The sequence below is a fragment of the Burkholderia sp. AU33423 genome (assembly GCF_002223135.1).
Lineage (GTDB): Bacteria > Pseudomonadota > Gammaproteobacteria > Burkholderiales > Burkholderiaceae > Burkholderia > Burkholderia lata_D.
In genome coordinates, this window is sequence record NZ_NKFH01000007.1 from 2,691,240 (window position 1) to 2,705,844 (window position 14,605).

15 protein-coding genes are annotated in these 14,605 nt (G+C 66.7%); 8 read left to right on the plus strand and 7 right to left on the minus strand.

Annotation, left to right across the window (positions count from 1 at the left end; all coding sequences use genetic code 11):
* Nucleotides 1–243: 243 nt before the first annotated feature.
* Entirely contained in the window at nucleotides 244–1,173 is a 930-nt protein-coding gene (locus CFB50_RS30590) for a 2-hydroxyacid dehydrogenase (protein ID WP_089448261.1), read from the minus strand.
* Nucleotides 1,174–1,339: 166 nt separating this feature from the next.
* Between CFB50_RS30590 and osmF the strand changes: the two genes are divergently transcribed.
* The 7 genes from osmF (at nucleotide 1,340) to CFB50_RS30625 (ending at nucleotide 6,819) form a co-directional block, all read left to right on the plus strand.
* Nucleotides 1,340–2,263 carry a glycine betaine ABC transporter substrate-binding protein OsmF gene (gene osmF / locus CFB50_RS30595; RefSeq protein ID WP_089448262.1) on the plus strand — a complete coding sequence of 308 codons (924 nt, stop codon included), beginning with the start codon at nucleotides 1,340–1,342 and terminating at the stop codon, nucleotides 2,261–2,263.
* Nucleotides 2,260–3,438 (plus strand): ABC transporter permease, encoded by a 1,179-nt coding sequence (locus CFB50_RS30600; protein ID WP_089448263.1) that lies wholly within the window; start codon nucleotides 2,260–2,262, stop codon nucleotides 3,436–3,438. The genes osmF and CFB50_RS30600 overlap by 4 nt, the downstream gene beginning before the upstream one ends.
* Nucleotides 3,435–4,373: an ABC transporter ATP-binding protein gene (locus tag CFB50_RS30605; RefSeq protein WP_069252415.1), complete on the plus strand. Its 939-nt coding sequence runs from the start codon at nucleotides 3,435–3,437 to the stop codon at nucleotides 4,371–4,373. Before CFB50_RS30600 ends, CFB50_RS30605 begins: the two co-directional genes overlap by 4 nt.
* The gene (locus tag CFB50_RS30610) at nucleotides 4,370–5,137 is read left to right on the plus strand and encodes an ABC transporter permease (RefSeq protein WP_089448264.1); all 768 of its coding nucleotides are present in this window, start codon (nucleotides 4,370–4,372) and stop codon (nucleotides 5,135–5,137) included. Before CFB50_RS30605 ends, CFB50_RS30610 begins: the two co-directional genes overlap by 4 nt.
* 32 nt (nucleotides 5,138–5,169) lie before the next feature.
* Entirely contained in the window at nucleotides 5,170–5,565 is a 396-nt protein-coding gene (arr, locus tag CFB50_RS30615; protein ID WP_069252417.1) for an NAD(+)--rifampin ADP-ribosyltransferase, read from the plus strand.
* A gap of 158 nt (nucleotides 5,566–5,723) precedes the next feature.
* Nucleotides 5,724–6,398, plus strand: a complete 675-nt coding sequence (locus CFB50_RS30620; RefSeq protein ID WP_089448265.1) for a lytic transglycosylase domain-containing protein — start codon at nucleotides 5,724–5,726, stop codon at nucleotides 6,396–6,398.
* 22 nt (nucleotides 6,399–6,420) lie between these two features.
* On the plus strand, nucleotides 6,421–6,819 hold the full coding sequence (locus tag CFB50_RS30625; protein WP_089448266.1) for a lysozyme inhibitor LprI family protein: 399 nt from the start codon (nucleotides 6,421–6,423) through the stop codon (nucleotides 6,817–6,819).
* A 22-nt stretch (nucleotides 6,820–6,841) separates the two neighbouring features.
* Here CFB50_RS30625 and CFB50_RS30630 read toward each other — a convergent pair whose 3' ends face one another.
* Nucleotides 6,842–7,717 (minus strand): LysR family transcriptional regulator, encoded by an 876-nt coding sequence (locus tag CFB50_RS30630; RefSeq protein ID WP_089448267.1) that lies wholly within the window; start codon nucleotides 7,715–7,717, stop codon nucleotides 6,842–6,844.
* A 150-nt stretch (nucleotides 7,718–7,867) separates the two neighbouring features.
* Between CFB50_RS30630 and CFB50_RS30635 the strand changes: the two genes are divergently transcribed.
* On the plus strand, nucleotides 7,868–8,941 hold the full coding sequence (locus CFB50_RS30635) for an alkene reductase (RefSeq protein ID WP_089448268.1): 1,074 nt from the start codon (nucleotides 7,868–7,870) through the stop codon (nucleotides 8,939–8,941).
* A 153-nt stretch (nucleotides 8,942–9,094) separates the two neighbouring features.
* On the opposite strand, the gene CFB50_RS30640 is transcribed toward CFB50_RS30635, so the two are convergent.
* The 5 genes from CFB50_RS30640 to CFB50_RS30660 all read right to left on the minus strand — a co-directional run bounded on the left by CFB50_RS30640 (nucleotide 9,095) and on the right by CFB50_RS30660 (nucleotide 14,587).
* The gene (locus CFB50_RS30640) at nucleotides 9,095–10,009 is read right to left on the minus strand and encodes a hypothetical protein (protein ID WP_144020718.1); all 915 of its coding nucleotides are present in this window, start codon (nucleotides 10,007–10,009) and stop codon (nucleotides 9,095–9,097) included.
* A gap of 211 nt (nucleotides 10,010–10,220) precedes the next feature.
* Entirely contained in the window at nucleotides 10,221–10,661 is a 441-nt protein-coding gene (locus tag CFB50_RS30645; RefSeq protein WP_089448270.1) for a dihydroneopterin aldolase, read from the minus strand.
* Entirely contained in the window at nucleotides 10,658–11,290 is a 633-nt protein-coding gene (locus CFB50_RS30650; RefSeq protein WP_089448271.1) for a sarcosine oxidase subunit gamma, read from the minus strand. The genes CFB50_RS30645 and CFB50_RS30650 overlap by 4 nt, the downstream gene beginning before the upstream one ends.
* On the minus strand, nucleotides 11,280–14,291 hold the full coding sequence (locus CFB50_RS30655) for a sarcosine oxidase subunit alpha family protein (RefSeq protein WP_089448272.1): 3,012 nt from the start codon (nucleotides 14,289–14,291) through the stop codon (nucleotides 11,280–11,282). Before CFB50_RS30655 ends, CFB50_RS30650 begins: the two co-directional genes overlap by 11 nt.
* On the minus strand, nucleotides 14,288–14,587 hold the full coding sequence (locus CFB50_RS30660) for a sarcosine oxidase subunit delta (RefSeq protein WP_069252427.1): 300 nt from the start codon (nucleotides 14,585–14,587) through the stop codon (nucleotides 14,288–14,290). The genes CFB50_RS30655 and CFB50_RS30660 overlap by 4 nt, the downstream gene beginning before the upstream one ends.
* Nucleotides 14,588–14,605: the final 18 nt, after the last annotated feature.

Consider the following 14,605-nt stretch of genomic DNA (forward strand, 5'->3'; position numbering starts at 1 on the left):
CCGGATCGGCCACGCAAACGCGTCGATACGGTCGAAACAACGGCAACGGACATCTCCATCTGCGGCACGTATCCGGCCAACCGCCGGACGCTATGGAGTGAAAGGCCGTTTCACGCAGATCGTTATTTCGGCGCCTGATTGGCCGCCGCGACGCAATGTTTCATCTTCTTGCGCCGGCGCCGCACCAATCCGTGGCGGTGCACGGTTCGGGTGCAAGAAGCCACCGCACCCGGCCAGCCGCGCTCAAACCGGCGTCAACACCGGCCGCCCTGAAAAGTGCCGCTCGGCATTGTCGATGAACTGCCGCACCGACCGGTCGAGCGCCTCGGGCGACCAGCCGCCCATGTGCGGCGTCAGCACGACGCTGTCGAGATCCGTCAGCGCGCGCGGTGGCTCGGGTTCGCCTTCGTACACGTCGAGCCCCGCGCCCGCGATGCGGCCTTCGCGCAACGCCTCTGCCAAAGCAGCGGTATCGACAACACTGCCGCGTGACACGTTGACGACGAATCCGCCGGGGCCGAGCGCGTCGAGAACCGCACGATCGATCAGATGCCGCGTGCCCGCGCCGCCCGGCGTCGCGACGATCAGGAAATCGGCCCACCGCGCGAGCGCGTCGACGCGGTCGAAATAGCGATAAGGGACTTGCTTCTCCGACCGGTTGTGATAACCGATCTCGATGTCGAAGCCGGCCGCGCGGCGCGCGCACTTCTCGCCGATCTTGCCGAGCCCGACGATACCGAGCTTCTTGCCCGACACGTTCGGCGGCATCGCCAGTCCGTCGCGCCACACGCCCGAGCGGGTTTTCGCATCGAGCTGCACGACGTTGCGCACGGCCGCGAGCAGCAGCGCGAACGCGTGATCGGCGACGCAATCGTCGTTGGTGCCGGCGCCCGTGACCACGGTAACGCCGCGCGCCTTGGCATGCGTCACGTCGATGTGCTCGTAGCCGGCGCCGAGCGCGCTGACGAACGTGAGTTGCGGAAGACGATCGATCTCGGCGGCGGTGAGCCCCGTGCTGCCGTTGGTCAGCACCGCGCGTATGGTGCCGCCGTGCTCGGCGATCGCGCGTTCGCGTGCTTCGGATGTCGGGGCGTAGCGCACGTCGAACGACGCGGCGATCTCGCGATGCGCGTCACCGCGCAATGCGATGAGAACCAGCAGCTCGGGCTTCATGTCAGGAAGTGTCGGCAAGGCGGGAACGGATTCAGTGTAACAAGCCTGCAACACGGATGCGGGTAATCCCCACACGGGCTGTGGGCACGCCGCCGCACGCGGTTTGCCAAAGCCGGCTCAGTCAAGTAACTTTCGGCGTACGCCCCCGTCCTGGAGATTGGCCCGTATGAAGCTCGCCCTGCCCGCCCGGATCCTGGGCCTCGCGTTCGCCGCCGCGATCGTCGCGCCCGGCGCGCACGCCGACACGCCCGTCGTGGTGTCGTCGAAGATCGACACCGAAGGCAACCTGCTCGGCAACGTCATTTCACAGGTGCTGAAGGCCCACGGCATTCCCGTCACCGAAAAGATCGCGCTCGGCACGACGCCGATCGTGCGCAAGGCGCTCACGAGCGGCGAGATCGACGTCTACCCCGAATACACCGGCAATGCCGCGTTCTTCTTCAACAAGGCGGACGATCCGCTGTGGAAGAACGCGAGCCAGGGCTACGACACCGCGAAGCAACTCGACTACGCGGCGAACCATCTCGTCTGGCTCACCCCGGCGCCCGCGAACAACACGTGGGGCGTCGCCGTGCTCGCACCGGTCGCGCAGTCGCAGCACCTGAAGACCTTCTCCGATTTCGGCAAGTGGGTTGCCGGCGGCGGCAAGGTGAAGCTCGCGGCGTCGGCCGAATTCGTGAACAGCGCGTCGGCGCTGCCGTCGTTCGAGAAAGCGTACGGCTTCAAGCTGAAGCCCGACCAGCTCGTCGTGCTGTCCGGCGGCGACACGGCCGCGACCATCAAGGCCGCCGCGAACCAGACCGACGGCGTAAATGCCGCGATGGTCTACGGCACCGACGGCGGAATCTCGTCGAGCGGCCTCGCGGTGCTCGACGACGACAAGCACGTGCAGCCCGTCTATGCCCCCGCGCCAGTGATCCGCGAAGCCGTGCTGAAAGCCCATCCGCAAATCGCCGACTACCTGAAGCCCGTGTTCGCAAGCCTCGACCTGAAGACGCTGCAGACGCTGAACGCGCGCATCCAGATCAACGGCGAACCGGCCGCCGGCGTCGCGAAAAGCTACCTGAAATCGAAGGGCTTCGTTAAATGACGGGTCGCGCGGCAGCGTCCGCGCGGCGCATCACGGCGGACAAGGTCGGCATCCTGATCGGGGTCCTGACGATCGTCGCCGTGCTCGGCCTGCCGTTCGCGGTGCTGCGGCCGAACCGCATCGCGGCCGGCACCGACCTGTCGGTGTTCGCCGCGCTGCCGGCCCTGCAGGGCGCCGGGCTCGCCGCGCTGTGGATCGTCGGCGCGCTGTGGGCGATGACGGCGAGCCGCCCCGCGTGGCGCCTCATGGCCGGCTGCGCGTGGCTCGCCACGCTCGCGTACGCGGTCGGCGCGGCCGCGGCGCACGTCGTCGCACCTGACGACATGCTCGCGCGCGTGTCGCCTTCCTCCGGCGTCTGGCTGCTGCTGTTCGCGTGGGCCGTGCTCGTCGCGGATGCGCTCGCACGGCTCGCATTCGGCCCGTGGCGGCGTCTCGCCGCGCTCGTCGTCGCGATAGCAGCGATTTCGGTGCCGCTCGCGACCGGCTGGTGGGACGGCCTTTCCGTGATGCGCGAATACGCGGTGCGCAGCGACGACTTCTGGAGCGAGGCGATCCGGCACGTGTCGCTCACCGGTGGCTCGGTGGCTGCCGCGCTCGTCGCGGGCGTGCCGCTCGGCATCGCCTGTGCGCGCATCGCGGCGGTGCGTACCGTCGCGATGCCCGTGCTCAATATCGTGCAGACGATCCCCAGCATCGCGATGTACGGGCTGATGATGGCGCCGCTCGGTTTGCTCGCCGCACATGTGCCGCTCGCGGCCGCGCTCGGCATCCGCGGCATCGGCGTAGCACCAGCCGTGCTCGCGCTGTTCCTGTATTCGCTGCTACCGATCGCGTCGAGCGTCGTGGTCGGGCTCGGCCAAGTGCCGCCGCACGTGACCGAAGCGGCGCGCGCGATGGGCATGACGCGCGCGCAGCGGTTGCTGCGCGTCGATCTCGTGCTCGCGCTGCCGGTGATCCTGAGCGGCGTGCGCATCGTGCTCGTGCAGAACATCGGGCTGACCGCGGTCGCCGCGCTGATCGGCGGCGGCGGCTTCGGCACCTTCATCTTCCAGGGGATCGGGCAATCGGCCGCCGATCTCGTGCTGCTCGGCGCGATCCCGACGATCGCGCTCGCGCTGGTGGCGGCCGTCATATTCGAAGCCGCGACCACGCTCGCGAAGGGGCGTGCAGGATGATCGAGATCGAACGTGCGGGCAAACGCTTCGGCGATATCGTCGCCGTCGACGACGTCTCGCTGACGATGAAACGCGGCACGATCACCGCGCTCGTCGGCGCATCGGGCAGCGGCAAGTCGACGCTGCTGCGCATGATCAACCGGCTGATCGCGCCCACCAGCGGCACGATCCGCATCGACGGCGTCGATACGGCCACCGTCGCGCCCGAGCAGCTTCGTCGCGGCATCGGCTATGCGATCCAGGGGCACGGGCTGTTTCCGCACTGGAGCGTCGCGCGCAACATCGCGACCGTGCCGCGCCTGCTCGGCTGGCCGGCCGAGCGCATCGATGCGCGCGTGAACGAATTGCTCGACCTGTTTCATCTCGCGCCCGCCGAGTTCGCGGACAAGCTGCCGCACGAACTGTCGGGCGGCCAGCAGCAGCGCGTCGGCGTGGCGCGCGCGCTCGCGGCCGAGCCCGCGATGCTGCTGATGGACGAGCCGTTCGGCGCGCTCGATCCGATCATCCGCAACAAGGCGCAGGACGACCTGTTTGCATTGCAGCGCCGCCTCGGCATCACGGTCGTGATCGTCACGCACGATATCGAGGAAGCGCTGAAGCTCGGCGACACGATCGCGGTGATGGACGGCGGCCGGCTGCTGCAGGTCGCTTCGCCGGCCGAGATTCTCGGCAAGCCGGCGGCCGGCGTCGTCGAGCAGTTGGTCGCTGGCGTCGACCGGCCGCTGCGCCTGCTCGCGCTGACACCGATCGACGCAGTGGCCGAACCCGGTCATGCCGACGGCGAACCGATCGCCGCGACGCGCACGCTGCGCGATGCGGTGTCGGAGCTGCTGTGGCGCGGCGTCGATGCGCTGCCGGTCGAAGATGGCGATGGCCGCAACACGCGCCGCATCACGCTCGATGCGATCCGTGCGCACGCAAGGAAACCCGCATGACGACGCACGGCAGCACGCGGCTCGGGCGGTCGGCACTTCCCGCCTACATCGCACGCGCGGCCGCGCTCGCACTGCTGCTCGTGCTGCTGTTGCGACCCGCCTGGCTGCAAGGCTTGTTCGCGCCGTTCGCGGACAACGGCGCGCCCGTCATCTACGATCGCGCGAGTCTGCTCGACCTCACGCTCGCGCATCTCGGCACGGTCGCGTTGTCGAGCGTGATCGGCACGATCGTCGCGGTCGCGGCCGGCATCGCGGTCACGCGGCCGTGGGGCGCGGATTTCCTGCCGGTCGCGCGCAGCGTCGTCGACATCGGCCAGACCTTCCCGCCCGTCGCGGTGCTCGCGCTCGCGGTGCCGGCCGTCGGCTTCGGGTTGAAGCCCGTGCTGATCGCGCTCGTGCTGTATGGCCTGCTGCCCGTGTTCGAAAGCACGATCGCGGGGCTCGAGGACGTGCCGCGCGACGTCGTCGATGCCGCGCGCGGGATGGGGATGAGCGGCTGGCAGCAACTGATATCGGTCGAGCTGCCGCTCGCGTTTCCGGTGATCGTCAACGGCGTCCGGCTCGCGGTCGTGATCAATCTCGGCACTGCGACGATCGGCTCGACGGTCGCCGCGCGCGGGCTCGGCGACGTGATCATCGCAGGGCTGCAGACGTCGAATACCGCGTTCGTGCTGCAGGGCGGCGTGATCGTCGGGCTGCTCGCGGTGCTCGTCAGCGATGCGATCGGCGCGATTGCACGGGTGGCGGCCGCACGGCGCGCGTAGAAGCCGTTGCGCGATTTTTTGAAGGAGAAACCATGACCGTTCCGGACACCGGCCCGTTTTTTCATGGCACGAAAGCGGATTTGCGGATCGGCGACTTGCTGACGGCAGGCTTCCGATCGAATTATCGCGATGACGTCGTGATGAATCACATTTACTTCACGGCCTTGCCCAAAGGCGCCGGCCTGGCTGCGGAAATGGCCAAAGGCGACGGCCGACCGCGGGTCTACATCGTCGAACCCACCGGCGAATTCGAAAACGACCCGAACGTCACGGACAAGAAATTCCCGGGCAATCCGACGCGATCGTATCGGAGCACATCGCCTTTGAAGATCGTTGGCGAACTCGAGAGCTGGGAACCCTACGATCCGGCGTTCATCCAGCAGCTCAGAATCCGCATCGAAACCGGCATCGGCGAGATCATCAACTAGCGTTCATCCGGACTCCGATGCGTGTCCGCGCAACAATCGGTTCCACGATCGGCTCGCCGCGACACAAACCTACATGCCGCTTTCATTCGAACCGGCACTCGACCACCGGCCGCGATTGGCCGATATACTAGGCGCCTTCCCATTCCCCGCACTCCACCATGCGACGGTTTCTCTGGCTGATCGTGCTTTCGCTCGGCATCGCGCAACAGGTGTCGGCGCAGCAAGCGCCCGCACTGCCTGCGTCCGCGCCCGAAGCAGCCGCATCGGCGCCGTCCGTCGCATCCGCGCCGCTCGCCGACGCCAACGATCAGCCGAACGAAGCAAACCGCCGCATCACGTCCTACCTGACGAAGAAGTTCGGCGTCGCGAAGGAACGGGCCGCGAAGCTTGCCGATATCGTGAGCGTTACTGCGACGAAATATTCGCTGCCTCCCGCACTCGTTTACGCCATTATTTCGATCGAATCGCGCTTCCAGGAAAAGGCACGCGGCCAGCATGGCGCGACCGGGCTGATGCAGGTCGTGCCGACCGCGCACCGCGGCCTGGTGCGCAACGTGAAGGACCTGACCGACCCGAACGCAAACGTCGAAGTCGGCTCCGCGATCCTGTCCGGCTACGTGAGGGCCGCCGGTGGCGACGTGCGGGCCGGACTGAGGAGCTACAGCGGCGGTTCGAACGCGTATGCGGCAAAGGTGATGCAGCGCGTCGATTCGTTCCGCTTCGTGCTCGAACCTGACGACGATGCGAAAGCCGCGAATCCCGCGAACGACGCGAAGGCCCGCATGGTGCCGGTCAGCGAAAAGACGAGCCCGACGTCGGCCCGCGGCAACTAGTCTCCCCCTTCGTTCGACGCGCATGCGCCATGCCACCCGCCTCATTGCCGTCGCCGCGCTGACGATCGGCCACACCGCTGCGTTCGCCGCCGTCGATTGCGAGAAACACGCGCTGACGATGAACGACGTGCGGACCTGCGTACTCGGTCAGGACGATCAGGCCGTCGAGCGCGCATACCGGTCGCTCGAGCGCAAGCTCAAGCAGCGCAACCCCGATGCCGCCAGCGCGCTCGCGAAGTCGCAGGCAAGCTGGACCCGCTTCGCCGACGACACCTGCGACTACGTGAAAGCCGCCAATCCGCAGCAGATGATCCCGGAAGACGCGCGGATGAACTGCCGGGTCGATTTCAGCCAGGCACGCGTGCGCATCCTGAAGAAATGGGAAGCGCAGCTCGACGCACCGCCACCGGCGCAGAACTGAACGACGAACGGCTACCCGCCCGTCACGCCTGCGCGAAACGCTCCCGCAAGAACTCGATGAAATGCTGCGTCTTCGCGGGCAGCAGCCGCGTTTCCGTCATCGCGTAGACCGCAATCGGCTCGCCTTCCCATGCCGGCATCACGCGGCGCAACCGGCCGGCGGCCAGGTCGTCCGCGACGATCGCCTCGGACAGCATGATGATGCCCGCATCGAGCGTGGCCAGACGCCGCAGCATGCCGACGCTGTTCGCCCCGAACCGGCTGCTCACTGGCACCGCGACGGAACGCGCGCCGTCGTGCAGCGTCCATGACCCGCTCCGCTGCAGGCCGAGGCACGCATGCCGCGCGAGGTCTTCAGGCTCGCGCGGCTCGCCGGCGCGCGCGAGATAGCCGGGCGACGCATACAGGTAGTTCCGGAGCGTCGCGAGCCGCCGCGCGATCAGTTGCGAGTCCTCGGATGGCCCCATGCGGATCGCCACGTCGAACGGTTCGCTCACCAGGTCGACACGCCGCGATGTCAGTTCCAATTCGAAGGTCAGCTTCGGATAACGGTTGCCGAATTCGACGACCAGCGGCGCCAGAATGACCACCGCGAAATCGACCGGAAACGAGGCGCGCAGCACGCCGGTCGGCTCCGCCAGCAGGCCGCCGAGCTGCTCGTGCGCGAGCCGCGCCTCGTCGACGATGCGCTTGCAGCGCTCGAAGTAGAGCTGGCCGGCCTCGGTCAGCTCGATCCGGCGCGTCGTGCGATGCAGCAGCCGCAGCCCGATCGCCTTTTCCAGCGCGCTGATGCGTCGCGACAGTGTCGAGTTCGGCATCCCCAGCGTCTCGGCCGCACTGCGAAAACCCTTCGCCTTCACGACTTCGACGAACAGCGCCATGTCGTTCAGCAGTTCCATGCTCACTGCTCCATCAATGGATCAATGTTATCCAGATTACCCGGTTTATCCCGAAAAGGAAGCAATGGATGATGGGTGCGTGGAGGCGAGGTCGGCACACCCCGTGCGCGGCCGGCGCCGCTATCCCGAATCTCGAGGAGCTGACGCATCATGAGCCAACTGTTCACCCCGGTCCGCGTGGGCCGATACACGCTGGAAAACCGCCTGGTCATGGCGCCGATGACCCGCAGCCGCGCCGCCTTCGACGGCACGCCCGGCGAATGGGCCGCCGAGTATTACGCGCAGCGATCGAGCCTCGGCCTGATCGTCAGCGAAGGCACGCAGCCGTCGGACGACGGGCAAGGCTACCTGACGACGCCCGGCATCTATACCGACGCGCACGTCGCCGGCTGGAAGGCGATCAGCGACCGCGTGCATGCACGCGGCGGCCGGTTGTTCATCCAGCTGATGCATGTCGGGCGCATGTCGCATCCCGACAATACGCCGCATCACCGGCAGGCCGTCGCGCCGTCGGCGATCGCGCCAAACGCGCCGATGTTCACGATGAAGGGGATGCTGGACATCCCTGCACCGCGCGCGCTGACGCTCGACGAAGTGCGCGAGACCGTGAACGACTTCCGCATCGCCGCGCGCCGCGCGATCGAGGCGGGCGCCGACGGTGTCGAGATTCACGGCGCGAACGGCTACCTGATCCAGCAGTTCTTCGCGCCGAATGCCAACACGCGCACCGACGCGTACGGCGGCTCGATCGAGAACCGCGCGCGCTTCGCGATCGAGGTAGCCGCGGCGATCGCCGACGAGATCGGTGCGGATCGCACGGCCATCCGCGTGTCGCCCGGCAACACGCTGGGCGGCCTCGACGAAGGTGCGGAAGGGCCGGAACTGTATCGCCATCTCGCGACGGAACTCGACCGTCTCGGCCTCGCCTACCTGCACGTGATGCATCAGGGCAACGAAGCGCTGCTGGCCGACCTGCGCGCGCGCTGGAACGGCACGCTGATCCTGAACCGTCCGGGCCGCACGCGCGACGAAATCGGCACGGACGTGACGTCGGGGCTGGCCGATCTCGAAGCGTACGGGCAGATGGTGCTGGCGAATCCGGATTTCGTGACGCGGGTGAAGACCGGCGCACCGATGAACGATGCGCGGCGCGAGACGTTCTTCGGCGGCGATGCGCGTGGGTATGTCGACTATCCGGCGCTGGATGGGGCGGCTGCGGCTTGATGCTGTCGCACGGAGCGATAGCTGCGACACGCCTGAAATGTCTCGCAGCTATCGCAGGTGAACCGCGCGATATCCGTCAAAGACAGAACGTCTCATTGCGCCTCGCCTGTCACTTTGAACGGAACGGGAGTATCGCGAAGCGGAGGCAACTGATCAATCGGCATTTCGCAAGGTATCCGGAATACGGTACGCGCCATCGCGATAGTCGAGTGTAATGTTGCGGCGTTGAGCGGGTGACGTGTGACCCGAGCATTGATCGACTTCGAGCCGGTTCACGCGCTCGACGTACTTTTCGCTGACCCGCAAAACCGCATAGCCTTGCGTGTTAGCCGGGCCGAGTGCGAGTGTGCGTGACGTTTCTGAAATGCTAGTACAAGGACCATCGCGGTCGCCCGTCCAATCGCTCACGATCAGGCGATCCAACACCGTGCGCAAATGCTGCCCATCGATCAAATAGAGACTCAGCGTAGCGATCCCCGACATATCCGCGGGTGGGCCGCCAGACGACTTCAGGCGCACGCCGAACGCACGTTGGGTGGAGGTCAGCTGATAGCGCGCCGTGTCGAGCTCGATGCCGTCAAAGTAGTGATCCTCTCCGTAGTGAATTGCCGATCGCTGAAAACGATGCGCGACAATCTCGCCCGTAGCCGTATCGGCAACCAGTACTTCGATGTCGACGACGCTCGGCCCGTCGCTGCCGCTGCTCTGCTCCAGAGGTAACACCCCGATCGTCAGCGCCTCACTCGCGGGCCAGACCTTGCAAACCGCGTGAGCAGCATCCAGCGTTTGGCCGGGATGGAGTTGTGCGAACCAGTTCTGGAGGCGCTCACTGCATCCTGCATGTGCGATGAGCGGCGCCAAAGCGGCAACAACGCAAGTCACAGCGCGTTTTATCATCGCCTTCCCGATGGTCTTCGTGAATTTTTCCCAATAGCGAATATTACGTGGGAAACATCGAAAAGCGGTCAGAGGAAGTTCGACGGGGATTGAAACAGGCGGTGCAAGGGGTACGGAGAACGATCCTGAAAAGACTGCCGCTGGCAGGGCTCGTAGCGGGCGGAACTGCAAACAGTGGCCGGGAAGGCCAGCGCAAGCGGCTTGATCGGGTCCGCAATGGATTGCCCAAAAGCGCTCGCGTTACAAGTGACGGGCGGTGGACGTCTCATTGTTCCGATATTTCAGGAATAAAGACGAGCGGCAACCACCAACGACCCATAGTTCCGATATTCCAGGAACTATGGGCAATCGCGTGGGCGGATCGCTTCCCCGCCCACCCGCATCAAAACTGCCCCGCCGCGCCCGTCCACCGCAAATAATCCCCGCGCGTCCAGTCGAGCGACACGCCGACCCGCCTCGTGCCGGGCCGGATCTTCGGCTTGTACACCGACAGCGTCAGCGACTCCAGCGCCGGCCATTCGCGGAACGACAGCACCGCGATATCGGCGACGAGCGTCTCGAGCAACCGCGTATGCGGCTTGTGCGACAGGAACGCGGCAAGGCGCGCGCAATAGCCGTCGTAATCGATCCACTCGCCCTGCTCGCTCGGCTCGCACCGATAGCCGAGCCGTGCATCGATCACGATCGGCTGCGGCGCTTCATGCTCGTGCGCATGAATGCCGATCCGCGCGGGCACCTTCAGTTCGTCGACGAACACGCTCCAGCCGCGCCCGCGCAGGCGCGGCGCGTCGATCGCCACGAACGGTTCGTCGAACGGCTTCATGATGCGAGCGGCGCGGCCGCGTCGAGCATGATGCGCACGAAGTAGTCGGCGAAGCTGCGGCGCAGGACGATCTCGAACGCATCGTCACCGGTCGGGATCAGCACGATCGACGACTTGAAGTAATGCGACTGCGCGCACTGGCCCGGCTTGAACACACGCGGGTGGAGATCGAGCGGGCAGCCGCGCGCGAGCACGTCGCGCACGCGTTCGCCGCTGATCTCGACGACCGTATAGCCGCTGCCGACGTCGACGGCCGCCGCATACGAACCCTGCACGGCCTCCGCGAGCTGCGCCTCCAGCACGCCGGCCTGCACGGGCCCGTTCGAGCGCACGAGCCACTCGTCGGGGCCGAGCCACAGCACGTCGTACTCGGCGCTACGCGCGACCGTGTTCGGCGCCGCAGGCGGCCGGCAGCCGACCACGCGCTCGAACGCGCTCACGAACGCCGGATCGCTCAACTCGCCGCGCACGTTGATGAGATCGAGGAACGGCCGCTCGCGCAGCGTGAACTTCTTCGATGCGCGCGCCTGGTGCGGCTTCAGCACGTCGGCCGCGCCGACGAACGGCGATTCAAGCGTCACGCCGCCCGCGCCCGCCACCTGCGTCTGGTTTCTCGTTTCATTCCACATGCTGACGCACCCCTTCGGTATCGTAGAAAACCGGGCTCGAGATCTTCGCGGTGATGCGCTTGCCGTTGGCCAGCGGAATCACGACGCTCTCGCCCATCTTGTTCAGGCCGCCCTTCACCACCGCGAGCGCGATCGAGCGCTTCAGGATCGGACTGTAATAGCTCGACGTCACGTGGCCGATCATCGGCGTCGGATCGACCGCCGACACCTGCGTGTCCTTCGCGATGATCTGCGCGCCTTCCGGCAGCACGAACTGCTCGTCCTCGGTCAGCAGGCCGACGAACTGCTTGCGGCCCTCCTTCGCGGTGTCCGAACGCGAGAGCGAACGCTTGCCGAGGAAGTCCTTCGACTTCGCGACGACGCCGCCCATCCCGAGGTCGTACGGCGTGATCGAGCCGTCGGTATCCTGGCCGACGATGATGTAGCCCTTCTCCGCGCGCAGCACGTGCATCGTCTCGGTGCCGTACGGCGTGATGTCGAACTCGGCGCCGGCCGCCATCAGCGCTTCCCACACAGCGCGGCCCGCATTCGCCGGCACGTTCACTTCATAGGCGAGCTCGCCCGAGAAGCTGATCCGCATCACGCGCGCCTTCGCACCCGCGACGGTGCCGTTCCGGTAGCTCATGAACGGGAACGCCTCGTTGCCGAAGTCGATGTCCTGGCACACCTTCTGCACGACCTTGCGGCTCTTCGGGCCGACCACCGCAAACGTCGCCCAGTGATCGGTGACCGACGACAGCCGCACCTTCATGTCGGGCCATTCGGTCTGCAACCAGCGCTCGAGCCACGTCAGCACGCGCGCCGCGCCGCCCGTCGTGGTCGTCATCATGAAATGCTGGTCGGCGAGGCGCACCGTCACGCCGTCGTCGAACACCATCCCGTTTTCGTCGAGCATCAGCCCGTAGCGGCACTTGCCCACTTCGAGCTTGTTCCACGGGTTCGTGTACATCCAGTTCAGCAGCTTCACCGCGTCCGGACCCTGGATGTCGATCTTGCCGAGCGTCGACGCGTCGAGGATGCCGACGCTGTTGCGCACCGCGAGGCATTCGCGCTTCACGGCCGCATGAAGATCCTCGCCGTTCTTCGGGAAGTACCAAGGCCGCTTCCAGTTGCCGACGTCCTCGAACAGCGCGCCGTGCTCGACGTGCCACTCGTGCACGCAGGTCTTGCGGATCGGATCGAGGAAATCGCCGAGCTCGCGGCCCGCGAACGTGCCGAACGACACGGGCGTGTAGTTCGGGCGGAACGTCGTCGTGCCCGTTTCCGGAATCGTCTTGCCGAGCGCCCCCGCGAGGATCGCCATCCCGTTGATGTTGCCGAGCTTGCCCTGGTCGGTGCCGAAGCCCATCGCCGTGTAGCGCTTCACGTGCTCGACCGACTCGAAGCCTTCGCGTGCGGCCAGCAGGATGTCCGCGGCCGACACGTCGTTCTGGAAGTCGACGAACTGCTTCGGCCCGCGCGCCGCGGCTTCGCGGCTGCCGACCAGCCACAGCGGCTGCAGTGCGCCTTCGACGGTTTCCGCAACCTGCGGCGCGACCGCGCGCTGCTCAGCGGTAAAACCCGCCGCCTTCGCGGCTTCCACGCCCGCATCGACCGCGAGCCGCAGCGCGCGCGCCAGGCCGAATTCGCCGGCCGCGGCACCGATGCTCGCTTCCGCCTGCACGGGCTTGCCCGGCAGGAAGCATGCCTTCTCGTCGTTCCAGCAGGCCTTGCCGCCCGACTGCGCGAACAGGTGCAGCACCGGGCTGAAGCCCCCCGACATCGCGACGAGGTCACACGGCAGCGTCTGCAGCTTGCCGCCGGTCTGGCCGTTCGAGTAGGACGCGACGTCGACCGACGATACGCGCCACTTGCCCGATGCGACCGTCACGACCGCGCCGCTCATCACCGTCACGCCCTGCCGCTTCGCGGCGGCCGGCAGCGCGCCGTTGGACGATGCGCGCGAATCGACGACCGTCACCTTCGCGCCGCATGCCTTCAGGTCGAGCGCGGTCTGGTAGGCGCGATCGTTGTTCGTGAACACGACCGCGTTGCGGCCCGGCAGCACGCCGAAGCGATGCACGTAGGTGGACACCGCGCCGGCAAGCATCACGCCCGGCAGGTCGTTGTTGCCGAACACGATCGGACGCTCGTGCGCACCGGTCGCGAGGATCACGCGCTTCGCGCGGACCTTCCACAGCAGCTCGCGCGTGCCCTTGCGCATCGACACCGGCAGGTGATCGGTCAAACGCTGCGTGACCGTCACGAGGTTGTGGTCCTGGTAGCCGAACGCGGTGCTGCGCGACAGGATCGTCACGTCGGGCATCTTGCGCAGCTCGGCCTCGATCTTCTCGACCCACTGCAGCGCGGGCTTCGCGTCGATCTCGGCGCGGCACGACAGCAGGCTGCCGCCGAGCTCGCGCTGGTCGTCGACGAGGATCACGCGCGCACCGGCCGTAGCCGCCGCATGCGCGGCCGCGAGACCCGACGGGCCACCGCCGACCACAAGCACGTCGCAGTGCGCGTAGCACTTGTCGTAGCGATCGGCATCGAGCGCTTCCGGCGCCTTGCCGAGGCCGGCTGCTTCACGGATCTTCTCTTCATACTTCGGCCACATGTTGCGCGGCCACATGAACGTCTTGTAATAGAAGCCGGCCGGCAGGAAGCGCGACAGCTTCTGGTTGATCGCGTACTTGTCGTTCTCGAGCGACGGCTCCGCGTTCACGCTGGACGCGACGAGCCCCTGGTACAGCTCGATCTCGGTCGCGCGTGCGTTCGGCACCGTGTACGGGCCCGATTCGAGCTGCACGACGGCGTTCGGTTCCGCGACGTCCGCTGTCACGATCCCGCGCGGACGGTGGTACTTGAAGCTGCGCGCGACGAAGTGCACGCCGTTCGCGAGCAGCGCGGACGCGAGCGTGTCGCCCTGGAAGCCCTGATACGTGCGGCCGTTGAACGTGAAGGTCAACGGAATCGCGCGATTGATGCGGCCACCGGTGCCGAGGCGGTCTTTCTGGCTCATTTGCTCGTGCCCTCTTCGTGTGCGTTGCCGGCAGCTTCGCCACCGAACTTTTCGTAGCCCTTGATATCGTAGGTCACCGTGTCGCGCGTGGCCTTGAACCAGCGGCGGCAGCCCTGTGCGTGCAGCCATTGCTCCTTGTGCAGCCCGCGCTTGTTCTCGCGCATGAACACGTACTCGCCCCATTCGCGGTCGGTCATGTTCTCGCTGTTCACGGGGCGCACGATGTCGGCTTCACCACCGCACGAGAACTCGGATTCGGCGCGCGGCCCGCACCACGGACATTCGATCAGCAACATGTTTCTTTCTCCTCGTGT